At 74.1% G+C, this 22,765-nt stretch carries 23 protein-coding genes and 1 pseudogene; 15 read left to right on the top strand and 9 right to left on the bottom strand.

What is annotated here, in order from left to right; translation table 11 throughout:
* The first annotated feature begins 24 nt into the window (after window positions 1-24).
* The 5 genes from OG989_RS02240 (at window position 25) to OG989_RS02220 (ending at window position 4,261) form a co-directional block, all read left to right on the top strand.
* On the top strand, window positions 25-939 hold the full coding sequence (locus OG989_RS02240; RefSeq protein ID WP_132231009.1) for an ABC transporter ATP-binding protein: 915 nt from the start codon (window positions 25-27) through the stop codon (window positions 937-939).
* Window positions 932-1,813: an ABC transporter permease gene (locus OG989_RS02235; protein WP_151456320.1), complete on the top strand. Its 882-nt coding sequence runs from the start codon at window positions 932-934 to the stop codon at window positions 1,811-1,813. Before OG989_RS02240 ends, OG989_RS02235 begins: the two co-directional genes overlap by 8 nt.
* Entirely contained in the window at window positions 1,810-2,769 is a 960-nt protein-coding gene (locus tag OG989_RS02230) for an ABC transporter ATP-binding protein (protein ID WP_121399775.1), read from the top strand. The genes OG989_RS02235 and OG989_RS02230 overlap by 4 nt, the downstream gene beginning before the upstream one ends.
* A 4-nt stretch (window positions 2,770-2,773) precedes the next feature.
* The gene (locus OG989_RS02225) at window positions 2,774-3,484 is read left to right on the top strand and encodes an ABC transporter permease (protein WP_151456321.1); all 711 of its coding nucleotides are present in this window, start codon (window positions 2,774-2,776) and stop codon (window positions 3,482-3,484) included.
* 126 nt (window positions 3,485-3,610) lie between these two features.
* A complete protein-coding gene (locus OG989_RS02220) occupies window positions 3,611-4,261 on the top strand; it encodes a hypothetical protein (protein ID WP_225852385.1) in 651 nt (216 codons plus the stop codon).
* Between the two features lie 148 nt (window positions 4,262-4,409).
* Here the strand turns inward: OG989_RS02220 and valS are convergent, their stop codons facing one another.
* The 5 genes from valS to OG989_RS02195 all read right to left on the bottom strand — a co-directional run bounded on the left by valS (window position 4,410) and on the right by OG989_RS02195 (window position 12,871).
* Window positions 4,410-7,025 carry a valine--tRNA ligase gene (gene valS / locus OG989_RS02215; protein WP_327029543.1) on the bottom strand — a complete coding sequence of 872 codons (2,616 nt, stop codon included), beginning with the start codon at window positions 7,023-7,025 and terminating at the stop codon, window positions 4,410-4,412.
* Window positions 7,026-7,101: 76 nt separating this feature from the next.
* The gene (locus OG989_RS02210; RefSeq protein WP_327029542.1) at window positions 7,102-8,973 is read right to left on the bottom strand and encodes an ABC transporter ATP-binding protein; all 1,872 of its coding nucleotides are present in this window, start codon (window positions 8,971-8,973) and stop codon (window positions 7,102-7,104) included.
* Window positions 8,970-10,787: an ABC transporter ATP-binding protein gene (locus tag OG989_RS02205; RefSeq protein ID WP_151456324.1), complete on the bottom strand. Its 1,818-nt coding sequence runs from the start codon at window positions 10,785-10,787 to the stop codon at window positions 8,970-8,972. Before OG989_RS02205 ends, OG989_RS02210 begins: the two co-directional genes overlap by 4 nt.
* Before the next feature lie 48 nt (window positions 10,788-10,835).
* Complete coding sequence (locus OG989_RS02200) at window positions 10,836-11,336, bottom strand: methylated-DNA--[protein]-cysteine S-methyltransferase (RefSeq protein WP_311410727.1); 501 nt, start codon at window positions 11,334-11,336, stop codon at window positions 10,836-10,838.
* Window positions 11,333-12,871: a DNA-3-methyladenine glycosylase 2 family protein gene (locus tag OG989_RS02195; protein ID WP_327029541.1), complete on the bottom strand. Its 1,539-nt coding sequence runs from the start codon at window positions 12,869-12,871 to the stop codon at window positions 11,333-11,335. Before OG989_RS02195 ends, OG989_RS02200 begins: the two co-directional genes overlap by 4 nt.
* A gap of 141 nt (window positions 12,872-13,012) precedes the next feature.
* Between OG989_RS02195 and OG989_RS02190 the strand changes: the two genes are divergently transcribed.
* Window positions 13,013-13,495, top strand: a complete 483-nt coding sequence (locus OG989_RS02190; RefSeq protein ID WP_225852416.1) for a hypothetical protein — start codon at window positions 13,013-13,015, stop codon at window positions 13,493-13,495.
* Between the two features lie 170 nt (window positions 13,496-13,665).
* Here OG989_RS02190 and OG989_RS02185 read toward each other — a convergent pair.
* Window positions 13,666-14,433, bottom strand: a pseudogene (locus tag OG989_RS02185) (EamA family transporter); the annotation flags it as partial.
* A gap of 93 nt (window positions 14,434-14,526) precedes the next feature.
* On the opposite strand from OG989_RS02185, the gene OG989_RS02180 reads away from it, so the two are divergent.
* The 3 genes from OG989_RS02180 (at window position 14,527) to ychF (ending at window position 17,149) form a co-directional block, all read left to right on the top strand.
* Complete coding sequence (locus tag OG989_RS02180; protein WP_311410725.1) at window positions 14,527-15,030, top strand: MarR family winged helix-turn-helix transcriptional regulator; 504 nt, start codon at window positions 14,527-14,529, stop codon at window positions 15,028-15,030.
* Between the two features lie 136 nt (window positions 15,031-15,166).
* A complete protein-coding gene (locus OG989_RS02175) occupies window positions 15,167-15,901 on the top strand; it encodes a peptidase E (protein WP_327029540.1) in 735 nt (244 codons plus the stop codon).
* Between the two features lie 162 nt (window positions 15,902-16,063).
* Complete coding sequence (gene ychF, locus OG989_RS02170; RefSeq protein WP_327029539.1) at window positions 16,064-17,149, top strand: redox-regulated ATPase YchF; 1,086 nt, start codon at window positions 16,064-16,066, stop codon at window positions 17,147-17,149.
* A gap of 40 nt (window positions 17,150-17,189) precedes the next feature.
* Here ychF and OG989_RS02165 read toward each other — a convergent pair whose 3' ends face one another.
* Entirely contained in the window at window positions 17,190-17,690 is a 501-nt protein-coding gene (locus OG989_RS02165; protein WP_327029538.1) for a Uma2 family endonuclease, read from the bottom strand.
* Between the two features lie 5 nt (window positions 17,691-17,695).
* On the opposite strand from OG989_RS02165, the gene OG989_RS02160 reads away from it, so the two are divergent.
* Window positions 17,696-18,151: an Rv0361 family membrane protein gene (locus tag OG989_RS02160; protein ID WP_151456641.1), complete on the top strand. Its 456-nt coding sequence runs from the start codon at window positions 17,696-17,698 to the stop codon at window positions 18,149-18,151.
* A 121-nt stretch (window positions 18,152-18,272) separates the two neighbouring features.
* Window positions 18,273-18,776 carry a hypothetical protein gene (locus OG989_RS02155; protein ID WP_327029537.1) on the top strand — a complete coding sequence of 168 codons (504 nt, stop codon included), beginning with the start codon at window positions 18,273-18,275 and terminating at the stop codon, window positions 18,774-18,776.
* A gap of 94 nt (window positions 18,777-18,870) precedes the next feature.
* Here the strand turns inward: OG989_RS02155 and OG989_RS02150 are convergent, their stop codons facing one another.
* Window positions 18,871-19,206 (bottom strand): YnfA family protein, encoded by a 336-nt coding sequence (locus OG989_RS02150; protein WP_151456642.1) that lies wholly within the window; start codon window positions 19,204-19,206, stop codon window positions 18,871-18,873.
* A gap of 46 nt (window positions 19,207-19,252) precedes the next feature.
* Window positions 19,253-19,879 carry a superoxide dismutase gene (locus OG989_RS02145; protein ID WP_151456643.1) on the bottom strand — a complete coding sequence of 209 codons (627 nt, stop codon included), beginning with the start codon at window positions 19,877-19,879 and terminating at the stop codon, window positions 19,253-19,255.
* Window positions 19,880-20,202: 323 nt separating this feature from the next.
* Between OG989_RS02145 and OG989_RS02140 the strand changes: the two genes are divergently transcribed.
* From OG989_RS02140 to OG989_RS02125, 4 genes are all read left to right on the top strand, one after another.
* Complete coding sequence (locus tag OG989_RS02140; RefSeq protein ID WP_327029536.1) at window positions 20,203-20,664, top strand: hypothetical protein; 462 nt, start codon at window positions 20,203-20,205, stop codon at window positions 20,662-20,664.
* Complete coding sequence (locus OG989_RS02135) at window positions 20,651-21,157, top strand: DUF3995 domain-containing protein (RefSeq protein WP_327029535.1); 507 nt, start codon at window positions 20,651-20,653, stop codon at window positions 21,155-21,157. The genes OG989_RS02140 and OG989_RS02135 overlap by 14 nt, the downstream gene beginning before the upstream one ends.
* Before the next feature lie 65 nt (window positions 21,158-21,222).
* Window positions 21,223-21,636 (top strand): cupin domain-containing protein, encoded by a 414-nt coding sequence (locus OG989_RS02130; RefSeq protein WP_327029534.1) that lies wholly within the window; start codon window positions 21,223-21,225, stop codon window positions 21,634-21,636.
* A 31-nt stretch (window positions 21,637-21,667) separates the two neighbouring features.
* On the top strand, window positions 21,668-22,693 hold the full coding sequence (locus OG989_RS02125) for a hypothetical protein (protein ID WP_327029533.1): 1,026 nt from the start codon (window positions 21,668-21,670) through the stop codon (window positions 22,691-22,693).
* Window positions 22,694-22,765: the final 72 nt, after the last annotated feature.

The following is a 22,765-nucleotide window of genomic DNA, read 5'->3' as shown; positions in this document are numbered from 1 at the left end:
TCCTCGCCTCCTACGCTGTACGACGTGACACTCATCGCGACCGACTCGCTGACCAAGACGTACGGGGGTGGGGTCACCGCGCTGGCCGACCTGACCGTCGCGGTCGAGCCGGGGATCATCGGGTTGGTCGGCGCGAACGGCGCCGGCAAGTCCACCCTGATCAAGATCCTGCTCGGCCTCCTCGCCCCGACCAGCGGCCGGGTCCGGGTCCTCGGCCTCGACCCGACCACCGACTCCGCCCAGGTCCGCGCCCGGGTCGGCTACATGCCCGAGCACGACGCCCTGCCGCCGGACCTCTCCGCCGCCGAGCTGGTCACCCACCTCGGCCGGGTCAGCGGCCTGCCGCGTACGGTCGCCCGGGAGCGGGCCTCCGAGGCGCTGCGGCACGTCGGGCTCTACGAGGAGCGCTACCGCCCGGTCGGCGGTTACTCCACCGGCATGAAGCAGCGGGTCAAGCTCGCCCAGGCCCTGGTGCACGACCCCGACCTGCTGCTGCTCGACGAGCCGACCAACGGGCTCGACCCGGCCGGCCGCGACGCCATGCTGGCGCTGGTGCACCGCATCGGCACCGAGTTCGGCATCTCCGTGCTGGTCTGCTCGCACCTGCTGGGCGAGGTGGAGCGGATCTGTGACACCCTCGTCGCCATCGACGGCGGGCGGCTGCTGCGCGCCGACCACATCTCCGCCATGACCTCGGCCACCGACGTGCTCGCCGTCGAGGTCAGCGAGGGCACCGACGAGCTGGCCGCCCGGCTGGCCGCGCTCGACCTGCCGGTACGCCGGGACGGCCGGCTGCTGCTCGTCGAGCTCGCCGACGACGCCACCTACGACCTGATCCTCGGCGCGGTCGCCGAGCTGGACCTGCCGCTGCACCGGCTGGACCAGCGCCGGCACCGGGTGGCCGAACTCTTCGCCACGAGGGAGCCCAGCCATGCCTGAGCCGACCGGCGTCATCCACGACATCGGCTACCAGCGCTACACCGGTCCCCGGCTGGGCCGCCGGGCCGTCTTCGGCGCGCTCTACCTGCACGGCCTGCGGACGGCGTTCGGGCTGGGCCGCAGCGCGAAGGCCAAGATCTTCCCCTGGCTGGTGGTCGCCATCGTCACCGTGGTGGCCGCCGGGCTCGCCGCGGTACGCAGCCAGGTCGGCGAGTCGGTGATGACGTACGCCCAGTTCGCCGACAACATGAGCTGGCTGGTCATCTTCTTCGTCGCGGCGGTCGCCCCCGAGCTGGTCTCGCGGGACCTGCGCAGCGGGGTGCTGCCGCTCTACTTCTCCCGGCCGCTGCCGAGGTCGGACTACCCGCTGGCCAAGCTGCTGGCGCTGGCCACCGCGCTCTGGCTGCTGCTCGGCGGGCCGCAGCTGGTGATGTTCCTGGGCGCCGCGTTCACCACCGGCGACGGCATGCGCGGGGTCTGGAACGAGCTGCTCGACCTGCTGCCCAGCCTGCTCTACGCCGGGCTCTGGGCGGCGGTCTTCGCCTCGGTCGGGCTGCTGGTCGCCTCGTCCACCGGCAAGCGGGCGTTCGCGGCCGGCGGGATCGTGGCCGTGTTCCTGATGACCACCCCGATCGTCGGCACCCTGTCGATCATGCCCTCCCAGGCGGTCAACGAACTGGCCTTCCTCGCCTCGCCCTCGACGCTGGTGGGCGGAGTGGGCACCTGGGCGCTCGGCGACCTGCTGCTGTTCGAGGGGGAGGGCGGAGTGCCGATCGGCGACTTCGGCCCGGTCTACGCGGTCGCCGCCGTGCTGCTCGTGGCCGGCTGCGTCGCCCTGCTCATGCTGCGATACCGGAAGGTGGCCGCCCGATGACCACGATCAGCGTCGACCAGGCGGCGGGGACGCCGACCGCCGCCGCCAGCACCCTCGACCTCGCGGGTGTCTCCCGCTGGTACGGCAACGTGGTGGCCGTCAACGACGTCAGCATGAGCCTCGGCCCCGGCGTCACCGGGCTGCTCGGCCCGAACGGCGCAGGCAAGACCACCCTGCTGCACATGATGGCGGGCTTCCTGGCCCCGTCGCGCGGGGCGGTGAGCCTGGACGGCCGGCCCACCTGGCGCAACCCCGAGGTCTACCGCCGGCTCGGCCTGGTCAGCGAGCGCGAGGCGGTGCACACCTTCCTCACCGCGTACGAGTTCGTGCTGGCCAGCGCGAAGCTGCACCGGCTGCCGGACCCGGCGGAGGCGGCCCGCCGGGCGATCGCCCTGGTGGAGATGGAGGGCGCGCAGGACCGCCGGATCGGCACGTACTCGAAGGGCATGCGGCAGCGTGCCCGGGTGGCCGCGGCGCTGGTGCACGAGCCGCAGGTGCTGCTGCTCGACGAGCCGTTCAACGGGATGGACCCGCGCCAGCGGCTGCACATGATGGAGCTGCTGCACCGCCTCGGCGACGCCGGCCGCACCATCCTGTTCAGCTCGCACATCCTGGAGGAGGTCGAGCAGGTCTCCGGCACCGTCCAGGTGATGGTCGCCGGCCGGCTGGCCGCCTCCGGCGACTTCCGTACCATCCGCCGGCTGATGACCAACCGGCCGCACGTCTTCGCCGTGCACTCCACCGACGATCGGGCGCTGGCCGTCGCGCTGATGGCCGAGGCGTCGGTGACGGGGGTCGAGCTGGGCCGCGCCGGGCTGACCGTGCGGGCCGGCGACTACGGCGCGTTCACCCGCGTCCTGCCGAAGATCGCTCTGGCGGAGGGCATCCGGGTGCGGCAGTTGGTGCCCGAGGACGAATCCCTGGAGAGCGTCTTCTCCTACCTCGTGGAGGCCTGAACCCATGTCTACCGTTTCCTGGATCACCGTGCGGGGGCTGTTCGGGCGTCGCCGGTTCCTCCTGCTGCTGCCGCTGCCCGTGGTGCTGGTGCTGCTCGCCGTGCTCTCCCGTTCGCTCGGGGTGGACCCGGGCGAGTGGGGCCCGCCGGTGCTGGTCGGCCTCGGCCTGGCCGTGGTGCTCCCGGTGGTCGCCCTGATCGTCGGCACCGGCGTGCTGGGGGCCGAGATCGACGACGGCACCGTCGTGCACATCCTGACCAAGCCGTTGCCGCGCTGGCAGATCGTGCTGCCCAAGCTGGCGGTGGCCGCCGGCGTCACCGCGGTCACCGTCGCCGTGCCGATCTACGTGGCGGGCGTGCTGGCCCACTCCGTACGACTCGGCCTGGCGCTCGCCGCCGCGTCGGCGGTCGGCGCGCTGGCGTACTCGGCGCTGTTCGTGGCGCTCAGCCTGCTCACCCGGCGTCCGGTGCTGCTCGGCCTGGTCTACGTGCTGATCTGGGAGGGGCTGCTCGGCAACGTCGTCAGCGGCACCAAGGTGCTCTCCATCCAGCAGTACGTGATCGCCCTCGCCGACCGGATGGCCCCCACCGGGCTGCTGGAGGCCGGCGTCTCGGTGCCGGTGGCGGCGGTGATGGCCGCGTTGATCAGCGCGGGCTTCACGCTGCTCGCCATCGACCGGCTCCGCTCCTTCAGCGTGGCCGGCGAGACGAGCTGATCCCCGACAGGCCGGGCCGTCCCGCCGGGAACCGGGACGCGACCTGACGGCCTCCGGGCAGCCCGACCCGGCGATGGTAGGGCTGCCCGGATGGACCGGGCCGGGCGGCTGGGCGAGGCTGACGGCGTGAGCGCGGAGACGGGGCTGGTGATGTCGCGGGGGTCCTATCCGGGTGCCGGCCGGCACTGGATGGTGAGCCTGGCGGTGGCCGGGCTGGCGGCGGCGGCGACCACCACGGCAGCGCAGGCCACCGGGCACTTCCACTGGTGGGCGGGGTTCGTGCTGATCCCCGGCGCGCTGATCGCCGCCACCGGCGGGCCGCTGCTGGCCAGGGGCGGCGGGCGGGCCTTCGCCGGCTACGTGGTCGCCTGCCTGGGCGCGCTGGTGTTCGCGGTCGGGGCGCTGCTGATGTTCGGCGTGTTCGGGCGGGGCTGGCCCCTGATGGTCATCCTGCCGTGCCTGGCGGTCGCCGGCACCTACCGCTGGCGGCTGGTCCATCCGTTGGCCCGGGGGCTGCACCGGGCGGTCTCCCTGCTGGCGCTGGCCGGCGCCGTGCTGCTCGGTGGGACGCTGCAACTGACCCGCGTCGACCTGGTCGGCGTCCATGCCGCGCCGATGTGGGGCGCGTTCCTGATGCTGGCGGGGGTGATCGTGCTGGGCAACGCGGTGGAGCTGACCCGGCACCGGATGCCGTACCGCCTTCAGGCCATCACCCTGCTGGTCGGCCCCGCCGTCGTCGCCTTCCTGCTCGGCCTGCGCCTCCTGCGCGGCTGGTGAGCCCCGCCCACGCCGGCTGAGCCAACCGGCCCCCGCCGCGCCGGCTGAGCCAACCGGCCCCGCCGCGCCGCTGGGCCCACCGGCCCCGCCGCGCCGCTGGGCCCACCGGCCCCGCCGCGCCCGGTGAGAGCGCGGCGGGGCCGGCCGGTCAGAACGCGCAGGCGATGACGAGTTCCGGGGTGCGGTCGGGGAGCAGGTCCAGCTTGGCGATGCGGCCGGCGGCCCGGACGTCGTCGGCGATCACGGTCAGCTGTTCCAGCAGGGCCGCCGGGCCGAGCGCCTCGGCCAGCGGCACCTCCGCCTTCATCGACAGTTTCCGCTCCGACTTGGCCCGGCGCACCTGGCCGAGCGCGTCGGCGGCCAGCCGCAGCAGCTCCGGCTGGCCGGTGCCCTCGATCGCCCGGTCCACCTCGTACGTGGTGGGCCAGGTCGCGCGGTGCACCGAGCCGTAGCGCCACCACGACCACACCTCCTCGGTCACGTACGGCAGCACCGGGGCGAAGAGCCGCAGCTGCACCGAGAGCGCGGTGGCCAGCGCCGCCCGGGCCGAGTCCGCACCCGGCCCGGAGCCGTAGGCGCGCTCCTTCACCAACTCGATGTAGTCGTCGCAGAACCGCCAGAAGAAGCCCTCCGCGACCTGCAACGCCGCCGTGTGGTCGTACGCCTCCAGCGCCGACGTCGCGGCGGCGACCACGCCGGAGAGTTCGGCGAGCATGGCGCGGTCCAGCGGCTCGGTGGCCGGCGCCCGCAGCGCGTCGGCGGCGCCCAGCCCGAGGGCGAACTTCGACGCGTTCAGCAGCTTGGTCGCCAGCCGCCGGCCGACCTTGATCTGGGCCGGGTCGAAGGCGAGATCCATGCCCGGCTTGCCGTTCGCCGCCCAGTACCGCACCGCGTCGGAGCCGTGCTGCTCCAGCAGCGCCATCGGGGTGACCACGTTCCCCTTGGACTTGGACATCTTCTTCCGGTCGGGGTCGAGGATCCAGCCGGAGAGCACCGTGTCCCGCCAGGGCAGCACCCCGTGCTCCAGGTGGGAGCGGACCACCGTGGAGAAGAGCCAGGTGCGGATGATCTCCTGACCCTGCGGGCGCAGGTCCATCGGGAAGACCCGGGCGAACAGGTCCGGGTCGGTCTCCCACCCGCCGGCGATCTGCGGGGTCAGCGACGAGGTGGCCCACGTGTCGAGCACGTCCGGGTCGCCGACGAAGCCGCCCGGGCGGCCCCGCTGCGACTCCTCGAACCCCGGCGGGGCGTCGATGGACGGGTCGATCGGCAGCGCGGACTCCGCCGGCGTGAGAGGCTGGGACCAGTCCGGCTCGCCAGCGTCGTCGAGCCGGTACCACACCGGCACCGGCACGCCGAAGAAGCGTTGCCGGCTGACCAGCCAGTCGCCGGTCAGGCCGCCCACCCAGTGCGCGTAGCGGTGCCGCATGTGCTCCGGCACCCAGCGCAGCTCCCCGCCCCGGGCCAGCAGTTCGTCGCGCAGGCCCGCGTCGCGTCCGCCGTTGCGCAGGTACCACTGCCGGGTCGAGACGATCTCCAGCGGCCGGTCGCCGCGCTCGTAGAACTTCACCGGGTGGGTGACGGGTCGCGGCTCGCCGACCAGGTCGCCGGCGTCGGCCAGCAGCTCCACCAGCGTCCGCCGGGCGCCGTTGACGGTCTGCCCGGCCAGCGCCGCGTACGGCTGCCCCGGCACGCCGGCCGGCGGCTCGGGCAGCAGCCGGCCGTCCCGGCCGATCACCACGCGGGTGTCCAGCCGCAGCTCCCGCCACCAGGTCACGTCGGTCAGGTCGCCGAAGGTGCAGACCATCGCAATGCCCGTGCCCTTGGCCGGGTCCGCCAGCGGGTGCGCCCGCACCGGCACATCCACTCCGAAGACCGGCGTACGCGCGGTGCCGCCGACCAGGTCGGCGTACCGCTCGTCGTCGGGGTGGCAGACCAGTGCCACGCAGGCCGGCAGCAGCTCCGGTCGGGTGGTGTCGATGAGCACCTCCCGTCCGCCCGGCCCGGCGAATCGCAGCCGGTGGTACGCCCCGGGCCGCTCCCGGTCCTCCAGCTCCGCCTGGGCGACGGCGGTGGCGAAGCCGACGTCCCAGAGCGTCGGCGCCTCCGCCTGGTACGCCTCGCCCCGGGCCAGGTTGCGCAGGAACGCCCGCTGCGAGGCCGCCCGGGCCGCCGAGCCGATCGTCGTGTACGTCAACGACCAGTCCACGGAGAGCCCGAGCCGCCGCCAGAGCGCCTCGAAGACCTGCTCGTCGGCGACGGTCAGCCGCTCGCACAGCTCGATGAAGTTGCGCCGGGAGACCGGGGTCGGGTCCTTGCGGGCGGCCTCGCTCACCGGGGTGTCGGGGGCCTGCCGGTCCGGGTCGTACGGCAGCGCCGGATCGCAGCGCACGCCGTACACGTTCTGCACCCGGCGCTCGGTGGGCAGGCCGTTGTCGTCCCAGCCCATCGGGTAGAAGACCGTGCGCCCGCGCATCCGCTGGAACCGGGCCACCACGTCGGTGTGCGTGTACGAGAAGACGTGCCCCATGTGCAGCTCGCCCGATACGGTCGGCGGCGGGGTGTCGATCGCGTACACGTCGGCGCTGCGACCGTTCGGGCTCGGCGCGTCTGACGCCGCGCTGCGCCCCCGAACGGTCGCCTTCGCGCGGTCGAACGCGTACGTGCCGTCCTCCTGCCAGCGGCGCGCCCAGGTCTCCTCGATGCCGTCCAGGCTCGGACGTTCGGGGACGCCGGCGCGGGCCGTCCGCTCCGTGTCGGTCATCCGTCGATGGTAGGCAGTGGCCGGGGGCCGGACCACGTGGTTTCGCCCCGTGCCCGGACGCGTCCCGCCGGCGCGCTCAGAGCAGGGAGTCGCGCCACTGCCGGTGCAGGGCGGCGTACCGGCCACCGGCGACGGCGAGCCGGCCGGGCGGGCCGTCCTCGACGATCCGCCCGGCGTCGAGCACCAGCACCCGGTCGGCCGTCTCCACGGTGGAGAGCCGGTGCGCGATCACCAGCGCGGTGCGGTCGGCCAGGATGGTGCCGAGGGCGTGCTGCACCATCCGCTCGGTGGGCACGTCCAGCGACGAGGTGGCCTCGTCCAGGATCAGCACCGTCGGATCGGCCAGGAACGCCCGGGCGAACGCGACAAGTTGCCGCTGCCCGGCGGAGAGCCGGCCGCCGCGCCGCTGCACGTCGGTGGCGTACCCGTCGGGGAGGGCGGCGATGAAGTCGTGCGCGCCGATCTCCCGCGCGGCGGCCTCCACGGCGGCGTCGTCGGCGCCGGGACGGCCGAACCGGATGTTCTCCGCGACCGTGCCGCCGAACAGGTGCGTCTCCTGGGTGACCAGGACCACGGCCCGCCGCAGCTCCGCGTCGGCGACCTCGCGCAGGTCGACCCCGTCGAGGGTGACCGCGCCCGAGAACGGGTCGTGGAACCGGGCGAGCAGCTTGGCGACGGTCGACTTGCCGGCGCCGGTAGCCCCGACCAGCGCCACGGTCTGGCCGGCCGGGACGGCGAGGTCCAGCCCGGCGACGATCGGCGCGTCCGGCCGGTAGCCGAAGGTGACCGCCCGGAAGGCGACCGCCCCGCGCCCCGGCCCGGCGGGCAGCGGCACGGGCCGCGCCGGCTCCGCCACCGACGGCCGTTCGTCGAGCACCCCGGCGAGCTTCTCCAGCGCCGCCGTGGCCGACTGGAGCGAGTTGTAGAACTGGCTCAGTTCCTGCATCGGCTCGAAGAACCGCCGCAGGTAGAGCAGGAACGCCGCCAGCACGCCGATCCCGGTCGCCCCGCCCAGCACCCGCCAGCCGCCGTAGCAGAGCACCACCGCCACGGTGACGTTGCCGATCACCTTGATCCCCGGCGAGTACGTCGCGATCAGCCGGAACGCGTCCCGGCTGGCCCGCCGGTAGTCGTCGCTGACCGCCCCGAAGATCTGCTGGTTGCGCGGCTCCCGCCGGAACGCCTGCACCGCCCGGATGCCGCGCATCGACTCGACGAAGTGGACGATGACCAGCGCCACCGTCTCCCGGGTGCGCCGCCACGCGTCCGCCGACGCCCGCGCGAACCAGCGGCTCAGCAGGATCAGGAACGGGAACGCGAGCAGCGTCACCGCGGCCAGCGGCACGTCCAGCCAGAGCAGGATGCCGGCGACCGACAGGATCGACAGCACGGCCAGCACCAGGCCGTCGATGCCGCCGCCGACCAGTTCGCCGATCGAGTCCAGGTCGCTGGTGAGCCGGGACACCATCCGGCCGGAGGTGTACCGCTCGTGGAACGCCACCGACAGGCGCAGGAAGTGCGCGTACACCCGCTGGCGGAGGTCGAGCAGGACGGCCTGGCCGATCCGCGCGGAGAGGGTGAGGAAGCCCCGGCGGGCGGTGTACTCGACGGCGGTGGCGGCGGCGAACCCGGCGGCGACGACCAGCAGCGGGCCGGGCTCGCCGGCCCGCAGCGGCGCGATCGCCCGGTCGATGCCGAGCATCACCAGGTACGGCCCGGCCATCGCGGCGGCGTTCTGGCCGAGCAGCAGCGCGACGGCCAGCGCGAGGCGGCGCCGGTGCGGGCGCAGCAGGTCGCGCAGCAGCACCCGGCTGCGGGCCCGGAGCCGGGCCACCGCCTCGGGGTCGGTGTCCTCGGCGCGGCTGCGGTCCGCGTCCGGGTCGGTGGCGACGCCGCGCCACCGGGCGAGGTCCGCCCCGCTCGTGGGGCCGGCGGTGTCGCCGGTCACGAACGCACCAGGCCACGGTCGCCGGGCGGCGCGGGGGTGGGCTCGGCGGAGAGCACCGCGCGGTACGCCGGCACGGCGGCGAGCAGCTCCGAGTGCCGCCCGACGGCGGTGATCCGGCCGTGCTCCAGCAGCGCCACCCGGTCGGCGAGGGCGATCGTCGAGGGCCGGTGCACGACCAGCAGGGCGGTGGTGGTGCGGAGCACCCGCTTCAGCGCGGTCTCGACGAGCGCCTCGGTGTGCACGTCCAGGGCCGACAGCGGGTCGTCGAGCACGAGCAGCGCGGGTCGGCCGAGCACCGCCCGGGCCAGCGCCAGCCGCTGCCGCTGCCCGCCGGAGAGTGACAGCCCCTGCTCGCCGACCCGGGTGGCCAACCCCCACGGCAGCTCGTACGCGAAGTCGGCCTGGGCGAGGGCCAGCGCGGCCCGGACCTCGTCCTCGCCGGCCTCCGGCCGGCCGAGCGTGAGGTTCTCCCACACCGACATGGAGAACAGCGTCGGCTCCTCGAAGGCGACCCCGACCAGCCGGCGCAGGGCGGACAGCCGCAGCTCGCGCAGGTCGTGCCCGTCCAGCGTGATCCGCCCGCCGGTCGCCTCGTGCAGCCGGGGCACCAGGGAGAGCAGGGTGCTCTTGCCGCAGCCGGTCGCCCCGACCAGGGCCACGGTCTCGCCCGGCTCGACGGTCAGGTCGATCTCCCGCAGCACCGGCGCGGCGGTGCCCGGGTAACGGAACGAGACCCGCTCGAAGCGGAGCCGCCCGCGTACGTCGGCGCGGCGCAGGGCGAGCGCGTGCGGGGCGTCCACGATGGCCGGCGGAGTGTCCAGCACCTCGCGCACCCGGTCGGCGGCGGTGGCGGCCTCCTGCCCGTTGGCGATGATCCAGCCCAGCGACTGCACCGGCCAGATCAGCATGAGCTGGAGGCTGACGAAGGCGACCAGTTCGCCGATGGTCAGCACCCCGCTGGCGGCGGCCGCCGCGCCGGCGACCAGCACCACGCCGAGGGTCAGGTTGGGCACCAGGTCGAGCAGGGCGGAGGTGCGGGCCAGCAGCCGGCCCTTGCCGACCCCCGTGTCGTGCAGCGCCCGCGCACCGGTCGCGAAGCGGGCGGCGAGTTCCGGCCCCCGCCCGTACGCCTTCATCGTGCGCAGCCCCTGCGCGGTCTCCTCGACCAGCGTGGCCAGGTCGCCCTGCTGGTCCTGCATCCGCCGCGAGGCCGCGTGGTAGTGCCGCGCGAAGCGGCGGCTGATCAGGAACAGCGGCACCGCGCTCGCCGCCACCAGCAGCCCCAGCGCGGGGTGCAGCCGGATCAGCAGCGTCACCACGGCCAGGTAGGTCACCAGGTTGAGGATCAGGAAGAAGAGGCCGAAGGAGAGGAACCGGCGCAGCACCGACAGGTCGCTGGTGACCCGGGAGAGCAGTTGGCCGGACTGCCAACGGTCGTGGAAGCTGGTCGGCAGCCGTTGCAGGTGGGCGTAGACGTCCTCGCGGATGGCCGCCTCGATCCGCATCGAGGACGACGACTGCACCCAGCGCCGGATGAAGATCAGCAGCGCCTCGACCAGGCCGAGCAGCAGCGCCAGCCCGGCCAGCCGGAACAGCCCGGCCGGGTCCTGCCGGGCCACCGGGCCGTCCACCACCCGCTGCGCGACCAGCGGTACGGCGATGCCGGCCCCGGTGGCGGCGAGGCCGGCGAGCAGCAGCCAGCCGAACTCGGCCGCGTGCGGGCGCAGGTAGTGGCGCAGCCGCCAGAGGCTGTGCAGCGGGTGCCGGCCGGCATCGACCGGGCAGGCCGGGTCGCCGTCACCTTCCGCAGGCACTACCCGACGGTAGCCTCAAACGGGGCCGGCGCAGGTGTCGGCTTCCCGTCATGGCCGCTCGTGCCCGAGAAGCCACTTCTTCACGTCCAGCCCCCAGCGGTAGCCCCCGAGCGTCCCGTCGGTGCGCAGCACCCGGTGGCAGGGGACGAACAGGGCGGCGGCGTTACGGGCGCAGGCTGCGGCGGCGGCCCGTACGGCGGCGGGGCGGCCGGCCAGCCCGGCGAAACCGGTGTAGGTTACCGGGTCGCCCGGCTTCACCTCGCGCAGCACCTGCCAGGCGTGTGCCATGAACGCGCCCCCCGTGTGCTGCTGGACCGGCACGGCGTCGATCGCGGCCAGCTCGCCGTCCAGGTAGGACGCCACGGCGACGCTGACCGGGCCGAGGTCGGCCCGGTGCCGCAGCGGCGCCCGCAGGGCCGGGTGCATCAGGGGGAGCAGGCTCTCCGGGTCGCCGGTGAAGCCCGCCGCCCGGACCGCGCCGTCCGGGCCGGCCACGATGCTGAGCGGCCCGGCGGGGGTGTCGATGACGGTGCTGTCGTTCATGCTCATGCTGCTCTCCAGAGTCGGATCACCGCGTACGAGCGCCAGGGGCGCCAGCGGTCGGCGTACGGGTCGAGGGTCGTGGGGGCGTCGGGGAGGCCGAGGGCGGCGGCGCCCCGGCGTACGGCGAGGTCGGTGGGGAGCAGGACGTCCGGGTCGCCGAGGGCGCGCATGGCCACGTAGCCCGCCGTCCAGGGCCCGACCCCGGGCAGCGCCAGCAGCCGCCGGACGGTCTCCTCGCGGTCCCCGCCCGGCGCCAGGTCCAGCGACCCGTCGGCGACGGCGCGGGCCAGCCCGCGAATCGTCTCCCGCCTCCCTGCCGGCATCCCGAACACCTCGTCCGGCACCCCGAGCACCTCCTCGGCGGTGGGGAAACCGGACAGCCACGCCCTCCCCGCCCCCTCGGCTAGTTGATCAAGAGGTTTCGGCTCCCGAGAGCGCGCCCCGGCTGTCGAAACCTCTTGATCAACGCCGGCGGGGCCGGGGGTGTGGGTGTGGCGGGCGGGCGGGCGGAGGTGTGCCAGGAGGCGGGTGAGGGTGGTGCGGGCCGAGCGGACGGAGACCTGCTGGCCGACGACCGCGCGCACGGCCATCTCGAAGCCGTCGACCGAGCGGGGGAGCCGGATGCCCGGCTCGGCGGCGACCACCCCGGCCAGCGCCGGGTCGGTGGCGAGCGTGCCGTCGACGGCGGTCGGGTCGGCGTCGAGGTCGAGCAGGCGACGGCAGCGGGCCACGGCGGGGGCGAGGTCGCGCATGTCGGTCAGCCGCAGCGTCGCCGTCACGTGCCCGTCCGCCGGGGTCAGGGCCGCCTCACCCGCGCCGTGCGGCAGCCGCAGGCCCCGCCGGTACGTCCCGTCGCGCACCTCCTCGACGCCGGGCAGCGCGCGCAGCGCGAGGAAGTCCAGCAGCGCCTCCGCGTGCAGCGGCGGGCGGTACGCGAGCCGCAGCGTGATCGTGCCCGCCCCGCCCGGCGCGGGGCACCGGCGGCCGGCGGTGCGCAGCTCGAACGGGGCCGCCCCGAACACCTCCCGGACCGTGTCGTTGAACTGCCGCACGCTGCCGAACCCGGCGGCGAACGCGACCTCCGCCATGCCCAGCCCGGTGGTCTCGATCAGCGTGCGGGCGGTCTGCGCGCGTTGCGCCCGGGCCAGGGCCAGGGGACCGGCGCCCATCTCGGCCCGCAGCATCCGGTGCAGGTGCCGTTCCGTGTAGCCGAGCCGGGCGGCCAGCCCCGGGATGCCGTCGCGGTCCACCACCCCGTCGGCGATCAGCCGCATGGCCCGACCGACGACGTCAGCCCGTACGTCCCACTGCGGGGAGCCCGGGGCGGCGTCCGGCCGGCAGCGGCGGCAGGCGCGCAGCCCCGCCGTCTGGGCGGCGGCGGCCGAGGGGAAGAACCGGACGTTCTGCCGCTTCGGCGTCGTCGCCGGGCAGGACGGCCGGCAGTAGATCCCGGTCGACGTGACGCCGGTGTAGAACCAGCCGTCGAACCGCTGGTCGCGGCTGTCGACCGCCCGGTAGCACCGCTCGAAGTCCAACTCCACGTCACCGATGATGCCCCTGCCAGGCGCCCCTGGCTCGCGGGAATCGGACGTGGCCGTGCGGGCCTGAACCGGACGCCCGGCGCCGAAAGTGTCGGTTGTGGTCGGTACCGTCCGGCCACCAACTCAAGAAGGGGTGCGGCGATGGCGAGCGTGGCGGGTCGGCGGGCGGCGTCGACACGGGACGGGCACCCTCCGCTGGACGGCGCGGTGGTGCAGCGCTTCTACGAGCGGATGCGCGCGGTCGCCCCGGCCGCCGTCGGCGCGATCGAACGGGACCGGGCCGGCGACCCGGGGCGGGCGTTCGGTGACACCGCCTGCGGCCGGCTGGTGCGCTCGCTCGACGCCGACGGCCTCCGCGCGCTGGGCATGTGGGTGCACCACTGGTGCATGCGGTTCTACGACGACGACACCCGGGTGGCGCTGCGCCTGGTCCGGGAGATCGCCGGCCGCGCCGGGCTGGGCTGGACGGCCGACGAGGTGCGCTGGATGCTCCGCGAGTCGTACGCGGCCGGTCCCGCCGCCGAGGCCCGCTTCACCCTGCCGCTGGCTGCCGCCGGGGAGTTGGCTCCCGGCGCCCTGCCGATCGAGGCCGTGGTTCCCCGCCAGGCCGGTCCCCGCGACTGACCCACCGGCCCGGGCGACTGACCCGCCGGTCCCCGCGACCGACGCCAGGCCGGCCCGCCGGGCGCGGTGCCCGCCGGGCCGGGCCGGCGTCCCGGCAGCTGCCCGGCCACGGTGGCGCCGACCGCCACGGCGAAGCCGGCGAGCTGCCAGCCGGTCATCGCCTGCCCGAGCACGGCCCAGCCGAGCACGGCGGCCGTCAGCGGGCTGAGCGCCCCGAGCAGCGACACCTGGGTGACCGGCAGCCGGGCCGCGCCCCGGAACCACAGCGCGTACGCCAGCGCCGTCCCGACCAGCGTCAGCCACGCGTAGCCGGCCAGTGCCGGCGGGTCGGGCACGGGCGGCGTCCCCTCGACCAGCAGGGCCGCCGGCACCACCATCAGCCCGCCGGCGGTGAGCTGCCAGCCGGTGGCGGTGAGCGTGCCGACGCCCGGCGGGCGGCCCCAGCGACGGGTCAGCACCAGGCCCGCGCCCATCGCGGCGGTGGCGGTCAGCCCGGCGGCGACGCCCGTCGGGTCGAGGCCCGCGTCGGGGCGCAGCACGACCAGGGTGACCCCGGCGAGTGCCGCGAGCGCGGCGGCCAGCGCCCGGGGGTGGGGCCGTTCGTGCAGCACGAGCACCGTCAGCCCCGCCACCAGCAGCGGCTGAGTGGCGCCGAGCACCGCGGCGGCGCCGCCGGGCAGGTGGTACGCGGCGAAGAAGAGCAGCGGGAAGAACGCCCCGATGTTCAGCGCGCCAAGTACGGCCGCGCGCCACCACCAGGCGCCGTGCGGGCGGTGCCGGGTCAGCGCGAGCAGCAGCAGGCCGGCGGGGAGGGCCCGGATCACGCCGGACCAGAGCGGCCGGTCGGGCGGCAGCAGTTCGCTGGTGACCAGGTACGTCGTGCCCCACGCGGTCGGCGCGGCGGCGGTGAGCAGGATGTCGAGCCGGCGTCGGTCCACGGTTCCTCGCTAACTCTTGTTGCTAAGTATCTTGCTACTAAGCTACTTCGTGGCGAGTGAAAGCGGGAGTGCGAGGTGCGGCACAATCCGGGGGTGACCGAGCGGGACGACGTCGACGGCATCGTCGAGCAGTGGCAGCGCGAGCGGCCCGGAATGCGCCCCGAGCCGATGGCGGTCTTCGGCCGGATCTACCGGCTGGCCCGGCTCGTCGGCGACGAGCAGGAGCGCACCTACGCCCGCTGGTCGATCAGCCGGGGCGAGTTCGACGTGCTCGCCGCCCTGCGCCGCGCCGGCACCCCCTACACGCTGGCACCGAAGGCGCTCACCGCCTCGCTGATGCTCACCTCCGGCGGGATGACCGGCCGACTCGACCGGCTGGAACGCGCCGGACTGCTCCGCCGCGCACCCGACCCGGCGGACCGGCGCGGGCTCCAGGTCACGCTCACCCCGGCCGGCCTCGAACTGGTGGAGGAGGCCGCCGAGGCGGGGCTGGCCGTCCAGCGCCGCCTGCTCGACGCGCTGCCCGCCGAGGACCAGCGGCGCCTCGCCGACCTGCTGCGTACGCTGCTGGGCGCGGTCACCGACGGCGGACGCTGACCGGCGGCGCGGACCTGGCGGCGACGGGCGGCCCGGGCCGGCGACCGTCCGTGGCGGGCCCGCGTGGCGGGCGCTGGGCGGCAGGGGAGCGGCCTCGGGCAGGATGGGCACAGTCGACCCCGACGGAAGGACGACCGTGCCCGCCAGTGAACCGACCATCCTCGCCACCAGCATGGGCATCTACGCGCCGCGCCGCGACGGCGGGCCCCGGCGGGTCAACCCCGTCTTCGACCTCGCCGCCGAGCTGGCCGGGGCCGGGCCGGAGCCCAGGATCTGCTTCCTCAACCAGGCCGAGGGGGACCAGCCGACCACGCTCGCCCGGGTCTACGAGGCGTTCGCCGGCAGCCGGTTCCGGATGACGCACCTGGCGCTCTTCCCGATGCCGAACGTCGACGACGTCCGCGCCCACCTGCTCGCCCAGGACGTGATCTGGGTCGGCGGCGGCAGCGTCGCCAACCTTTGCGCGGTCTGGCGGGTGCACGGCCTCGGCGAGATCCTGCGCGAGTGCTGGGAGGCCGGCGTGGTGCTCGGCGGCGTCTCCGCCGGCTCGATCTGCTGGCACGCCGGCGGGGCCACCGACAGCTTCGGCACCACCCTGCGCGGCTTCACCGACGGGCTGGGCTGGCTGCCCTACGGCAACGGCGTGCACTACGACAGCGAGGAGCAGCGCCGGCCGCTGATGCACAAGCTGGTCGCCGACGGCGTGCTGCCGACTGCGCACTGCACCGACGACGGCACCGGCCTGCTCTACCGGGGCACCCGCCTGGTCGAGGCGGTCGCGGACCGCGAGGGCCCCTCGGCGTACGAGGTCAGCCGCGCCGACGACGGCACCGCCCGGGAAACCCGGATCACCCCCCGCCTGCTCGCCTGACCCGCCTCACCCGACCCCGGCCCGACCCTCCGGGCCGGCCCGGCCCTCCGTGTCGATCTTGGTACGGGAGCGCCCCTGGAGGGGCCGTTCCGTACCAAGATCAGTCGGGCGTGGCGGCCTGCCTCGTCGGGGGTGTGGGGCATCGGCGTAAGCTGGCCCGTCGTGAGTCTCACCATCGGGATCGTCGGCCTGCCCAACGTCGGCAAGAGCACCCTGTTCAACGCGCTGACCAAGAACGACGTGCTCGCGGCGAACTACCCGTTCGCCACCATCGAGCCCAACGTCGGCGTCGTCGGGCTGCCGGACGAGCGGCTGCACACGCTCGCCGAGATCTTCAGCTCGCAGAAGGTGCTGCCCGCCCCCGTGTCGTTCGTCGACATCGCCGGCCTGGTGCGCGGCGCCTCCAAGGGGCAGGGCCGGGGCAACGCGTTCCTGGCGAACATCCGCGACGCCTCGGCGATCTGCCAGGTCGTCCGGGCCTTCTCCGACCCGAACGTGGTGCACGTCGACGGCAAGGTCTCCCCGGCCGACGACATCGAGACGATCAACACCGAGCTGATCCTCGCCGACCTCCAGACCCTGGAGAAGGCCCTGCCCCGGCTGGAGAAGGAGGCCAAGCTCCGCAAGGACCGGGCCGCCGCCGTCACCGCCGCCAAGCAGGCCGTCGAGCTGCTCGACACCGGCGTCACCCTCTACTCGGGCGCCAAGGACGCGGGCATCGAGCTGGAGCACCTGCGCGAGCTGCACCTGCTCACCACCAAGCCCTTCCTGTACGTCTTCAACGTCGACGAGGCCGAGCTGGGCAACGCCGAGTTCCTCGACGAGCTGCGCGCCCTGGTCGCCCCGGCCGAGGCCGTCTTCATGGACGCCAAGATCGAGTCCGAGCTGGTGGACCTGCCCGACGAGGAGGCCCGCGAGCTGCTGGAGTCGATCGGGCAGAACGAGCCGGGCCTGAACCAACTCGTCCGCGTCGGGTTCCGCACGCTCGGGCTCCAGACGTACCTCACCGCCGGCCCCAAGGAGGCGCGCGCCTGGACCATCCCGGTCGGCGCGACCGCGCCGGAGGCCGCGGGCGTCATCCACTCCGACTTCCAGCGCGGCTTCATCAAGGCCGAGGTGGTCTCCTTCGGCGACCTGGTCGCGGCCGGTTCGATGGCGGCGGCCAAGGCCGCCGGCAAGGTCCGGATCGAGGGCAAGGAGTACGTCATGCAGGACGGCGACGTCGTGGAGTTCCGCTTCAACGTGTAGTGACGATCCGACCCAAGCTCTGACGGAGTCGGTGCCCGGCTCAGCTCTTGCGGCCGGGCACCAGCCCATTCAGATCGAGCTCGATCGTGAACGGCGTCGTGGTGCGCAGCTCGTGTCGATGAATTGCGGTCGGCACATAGGACCGAGTGGGACCGTCGAGTTCGTAGGCGTGGATCACCGGTGATCCATCCTCCTCCTCGATGCGCCAGTAGTTGGCGATGCCGGCTTCCGCGTACGTGCGCAGCTTGACCGTCCGACCGCGGTGGGCCGACTCCGGAGAGACCACCTCCACGACCAGAAGAGTCTCCTCAGGCGTGTAGAAGGTTCGGGACGGATCGTAAGGTGCCGTCGTGGCCAGGAGATCGGGCTCGGGACGATTCCATCTGTCGAGTCGAATCGTGATCTCCCTGTCGACCTCGATGCCAGGCGGTGCCTGATCCGTCAGTCGGTTCACCAGCGCGGTGACCATCCGGGCGTGCCAGACCCGCTGGGGAGACCTCATGAAGACGAGTGCTCCATTGCTCGCATCCCCTACCGTCATGAACCATGACCCACCCGTACCAGGTGCCCCAACCGCCGAAGCGGCGCACGCTGCGCACCGTCCTGATCGTCGTCGGCGTGGTCGTCGTGCTGTGCTGCGGCGGCGCCGGCATCGGCGGCTTCTTCCTGTACAAGGGGGCCAAGGGCGCGACGGACCCGGCGCGGCAGGCCGCCGAGTCGTTCGTGAGCCACCTGGAGGCCGGCGATCCGGATGCGGCGTACGAGCTGTTGTGCGGCGACACGCGCGGCGGGTACACGAGGGAGGCGTTCGCCCAGGGTGTCGCCCAGCAGCCGAGGATCCACAGTCACAAGGTCAACGGCGTCAACGTGTCGAGCGTCAACGGCCGCACGTCGGCGACGGTGAACATGGCCCTGACGCTGGGCAGCGGCTTCACCAACCAGCACACGTTCAGGCTGGTGAAGGAGGACGGGGCCTGGAAGGTGTGCGGCCAGCCGTACTGAGGACGCGCACGCCGTTGCCGCCGGGCCGGATGCCGACCGTGGGGTCGCGCATGGCGGGACGCTGCTTCTTCTGAGTACCCGGACGGATGCCTGACGACGGGATCGCTGATCTCCTTACGTCATGTCACGGCACAGCGGTGGTCGACAGGCATTCGGTTCGGCCCTGCGGCGGGCGACAGGCAACGTCGGGCGCGGTGGTCTGCTGGCCTGCCTCGTCGCACTGTCCTGCGTCGGCTGCGCCCGCTCGGGCCACGACGCGGCCCGGGACCGCGTCCTGGAGAGGGCCGGGCAGATCGCCCACGAGACCGAGGCGTGGGCGACCGACTCGCACAGCCTGAGCGGCTGGGCGAGCAACGAGTCGGTGCTCGACCGGCTCGTCGCCCTGACCGGGGGCGAGCAGCTCGCCTCGTCGGTCCACGATCCTGACGATCATGGCGCGGGCCTACTGGCCAGGGTGGAGGTGGCGATGGTGGGCGCCGCCTCGGACACCTGGCTCGGCGAGGAGACGCACTACAACATCTGCGTCCGTTTCGACGTCACTCGGGAGAGGAGCGGGCCCCGAGAGATCACCCCGGTGACCGTCGACTGCCCTCCCCGGGTTCCGGAGACCCGGTCACCGGCCTGAGGGCGAGCGCGACGTTCCCGCGACCGCCGTCATCCATGTTGCGGGCGCGTCGCCGAAGGTGGCAGTCACCGTCATCCCTGCGACCGGTCGCCGGTCAGCCGCTGCGTGGGGCGTACATGATGATGGCGACCCCGACCAGGCAGATGGCCGCGCCGACGACGTCGTAGCGGTCGGGGCGGAACTTGTCGACAACCATGCCCCAGGCGAGGGAGCCGGCGACGAAGACGCCGCCGTAGGCGGCCAGGATCCGGCCGAAGTTCGGGTCGGGCTGGAAGGTGGCGACGAAGCCGTAGAGGCCGAGGGCGACGACCCCCGCCGCCACCCACAGCAGCCCCCGGTGCTCGCGCCAGCCCTGCCACACGAGCCAGGCCCCGCCGATCTCGGCGAGCGCGGCGAGCAGGAACAGCAGGATCGAGCGCACCACCGTCATGGTGGGAACGGTAGCGGGAGCACGACCCGGTCAGCGGTCGGCCGGATCAGGGCGTCACGGTGAGCGGGTTGCCGGCGGCGCGCGCGGCGTCGAAGCGTCGGGTGACGTCGGCCCAGTCGACCAGGTCCCAGAGGCGGTCGACGTAGTCCGGGCGCACGTTCCTGTACTGAAGGTAGTAGGCGTGTTCCCAGGCGTCGAAGACCAGGATCGGCGTGGAGCCGTGCCCGACGTTGCCGTGGTGGTCGTAGACCTGCTCGACGATGAGGCGCTGCGCCAGCGGCTCCCACGCCAGGACGCCCCACCCGGAACCCTGCACGCTCTTCGTGGCGGCGGAGAGCTGGCCGGCGAAGCCGTCGAACGAGCCGAAGTGTTCGCCGATGGCGGCGGCCAGCTCGCCGTCCGGGCGGTCGCCGCCATCGGGGGAGAGGTTGTTCCAGAAGATCGAGTGCAGGACATGCCCGGAGAGGTTGAAGGCCAGGGTCTTCTCCAGGCCGACCAGCGCCGAGTAGTCGCCCTTGTCGCGGGCCTCGGCGAGCTGGTCGAGGGCGTCGTTGCTGCCCTTGACGTACGCCGCGTGGTGCTTGCTGTGGTGCAGCTCCAGGATCTGACCGCTCATGGCGGGTTCCAGCGCTCCGTAGTCGTAGGGCATGTCGGGGAGCTTGTAGACGGCCATGAGGACCCTTTCGCGAGTGGACGCTCTTCCGGTCAGTATGCCTTATTGCAAAGTCTTGGCAACTGCGGAATATTGGCAACTGGAGCGGGTCGCACGGGATTCGCTCCACGGCCGACGCTGTCGGTAGGGCGCGCCTCCACGCCGCGATGATCACCGGTGGAGGCGCGCCCGCACGTGCCACCGGCCAGCCCCTGCACGTCACCGCCGCCCCTGCCGTCACCGCCGCAGCGGCCGCGCGGCCGTCCGCGCTCCCTCCCACGGGGGAGGGCGTCCCCTCGCGCTCGGGAGTCGGCGCGCGGTCCGCCGGGCCTAGCGTCGGGAGCATGAATGCTTCTCCCGGTGCGCGGCGATGGCCGGCCTACGCGGTGGCGGTGCTCTTCCTCGCGTACGCCGTGGGCAAGGCCGCCTTCGCCCTCGAATCCCGGCTCGGTTTCCCGGGCGGCCCGGTCGTCCCGGCCGCCGAGCACGAACGCTACGCCCGCGACGTGATGGGGGTGGCGACCGCGCAGTGGTCGGCGACCGCGTCGGGGGTGGCGGGCGCCTGCCTGGCCCTCGCCACGGTCACGGCGTCGGGGCGCCGGGTGCCGAGGCCCCTGATGCTGCTGGCGCTGGCGGGCATGCTGCTGGCTGTCGGGGCCGGCGCGACGATCATGATCGTGGACGGGTTCGTGGGCCTCGGGGTGGGCTGGCAGTGGTACCACGGGGTCCTCGGGCTCGTCGTGATCGGGCTGCTCGTGGCGATGATCCGGTCCTACGTGGTGGTGACGAGACGTGTCGCGCACTGACCGGGCGCGGGTGGGCGCGTACGGCGCGGCGGCATGCGCGTCGGCCTACGGGGCGATGAAGCTCGCGCAGGCGCTGGGGGCAAACGCGCTGGCCGACAAGGATCCGCTCCCGCCGGAGCTGCGCGAACGGCTCCTCGCCCGTGATCCGCTGTTCGTGGCGAGCCACTGGGTGCTGGCCGCCGCCGCGGTCGTCGGCGTCGTGGTCGCGCTGGCCACCCTGCGCCCCTGGCGGGCCACCCTGCCGCGCCGGCTGCTGCTGGCGGTCACCTGGACGCTCGGCATCCTGATGATCGCCCGGTCGGTCGGGGTGCTGGGGCACGGCCTCATCGGTGACGCGCTGCTGCTGACCGGCGTCCGGCCGCCGCCGGTCGGGCACGCCGCCCTGGCACGCGACCTGGCGTGGTGGGACCTGCTGCTGTGGTCGCCGTTCTTCCTGCTCTGGGGGGCGTGCTGGACGGCGGCGGGCTGGCGGCTGGGCAGGCGGCACCGCTGACGCCGCCGGTGCGGGTTGCGCGCGTCGCGGGCCGGGCGGCGCCGGGTCGGACCTACGATCGGGCGGTGCAGAAGGTACGCCTCCGCCGGCTTCCGGTGACGTCACCGCCGATCCCGGAAGGTGGCGGTCGGATCCAGTCGCCGGCCGGCGAGCTGGCCCAGATCGTCAACGGCGGCACCTACCGCTTCCTGGCGTACCTGGAGTTCCGGCCGGATGCCGCCCGGCCGCGCGGCAACCACTACCACGCCCACAAGACGGAGACGCTGTACGTGATCAGCGGGCGGCTCCGGGCGGTGTTCCGCGACCTGGACTCCGGCGAGCGGACCGAGCTGACGATCGAGGCGGGCGACGCGGTCACGGTGGAGTCGCGCTGCGCCCACGTCTACTTCGCCCTGGAGCACTCCCAGGCCGTCGAGTTGGCGGACACGCCGTACGACCCGGGCGACACCCACCCCTGCGACGTCGTCGGCGGCGGCTGATCGGGAACCGTCGACCGCCTACGATCTCGCCATGATCACCCCGCCCCTCCCGCCCGACGTGCTCGCCCGCTACCCCGGCCTGGAGAAGTGGGGCCGCACGGCGACCCGCCTGCACCCGCGCCCCGGGGCGGTCACGGCCGCCGGGAGCCACGTCGGCGGGCCGCTGCTCTGGCCGGCCGACGAGCCCTGGCCCACCTGCGAGGCGCCGCACATGGTGCACGAGGAGGTGCCGGTCCCGGCCGAGCTGGTGGAGCGGATGCGGGCGGCGGAGCGTCGGCGCACGCAGTCGCACGTCCTGGCCGAGGGCGAGGTCGAGCTGCACCGGGAGATCGCCACCCTGGTCGGCCCGGGCTTCACCGGCTGGGGCTCGCGCGATGGCGGCCCGGTCGTCGGCTACCGGTACGTGCCACGACCGCACCCCGCGCCGAACCCGATGGTCCCACTGGCGCAACTGCGCGCGCAGGACGTCCCCGACCTGCCGCGCCCCGGCGGGGCGGACCTGTTACAGGTGTTGTGGTGCCCGTTCGAGCACGCCGAGGGCCCGTGGGGGCCGACGGTGGAGCTGCGCTGGCGGCGGGAGGCGGACCTGACCGATCTCCTCGGCCAGCCGCCGCGCGGCGAGATCGGGAACGACGAGTACGTGCCCCGGCCGTGCCGGCTGCACCCGGAGCAGGTCGTCGAGTACCCGTACCCGCAGGAACTGCCGGAGGCCCTGCGGACACTGGTCGACGAGCAGGACAAGGAGGGCGAGTACGACGACGACAACTACGTCGACACCCTCATGGCACCCGGCTGGAAGGTCGGCGGCTACGCCGACTGGAGCCTCACCGACCTGCGCCCGACGCCGTGCCCCCGCTGCGCCGGCCCCACCACGCTGGCCCTCGTCGTCGCCTCCTCGGAGCGGGGCGCCGGCCGGTGGCAGCCGATGCGGACGGACGGCCAGCCCGACCACGACCCGTACGAGCCGACCGAGGTCGTCGTCGGCCGGCACGGCGCGCTGCGCATCTTCGTGTGCCTGAGCTGCCCGGACACACCGTTCCTGCTAGACCAGCAGTGACCGCTGCCGCCACCGACCCGCTCCGCGGCGCCAGGTGCCGGTCGGGGTTCGGCCGGTGCCCGAGCCAACGCC

The organism is Micromonospora sp. NBC_01740 (genome assembly GCF_035920365.1).
Classification (GTDB): Bacteria; Actinomycetota; Actinomycetes; order Mycobacteriales; family Micromonosporaceae; genus Micromonospora; species Micromonospora reichwaldensis.
This window is presented reverse-complemented; position numbering and strand designations above follow the sequence as displayed.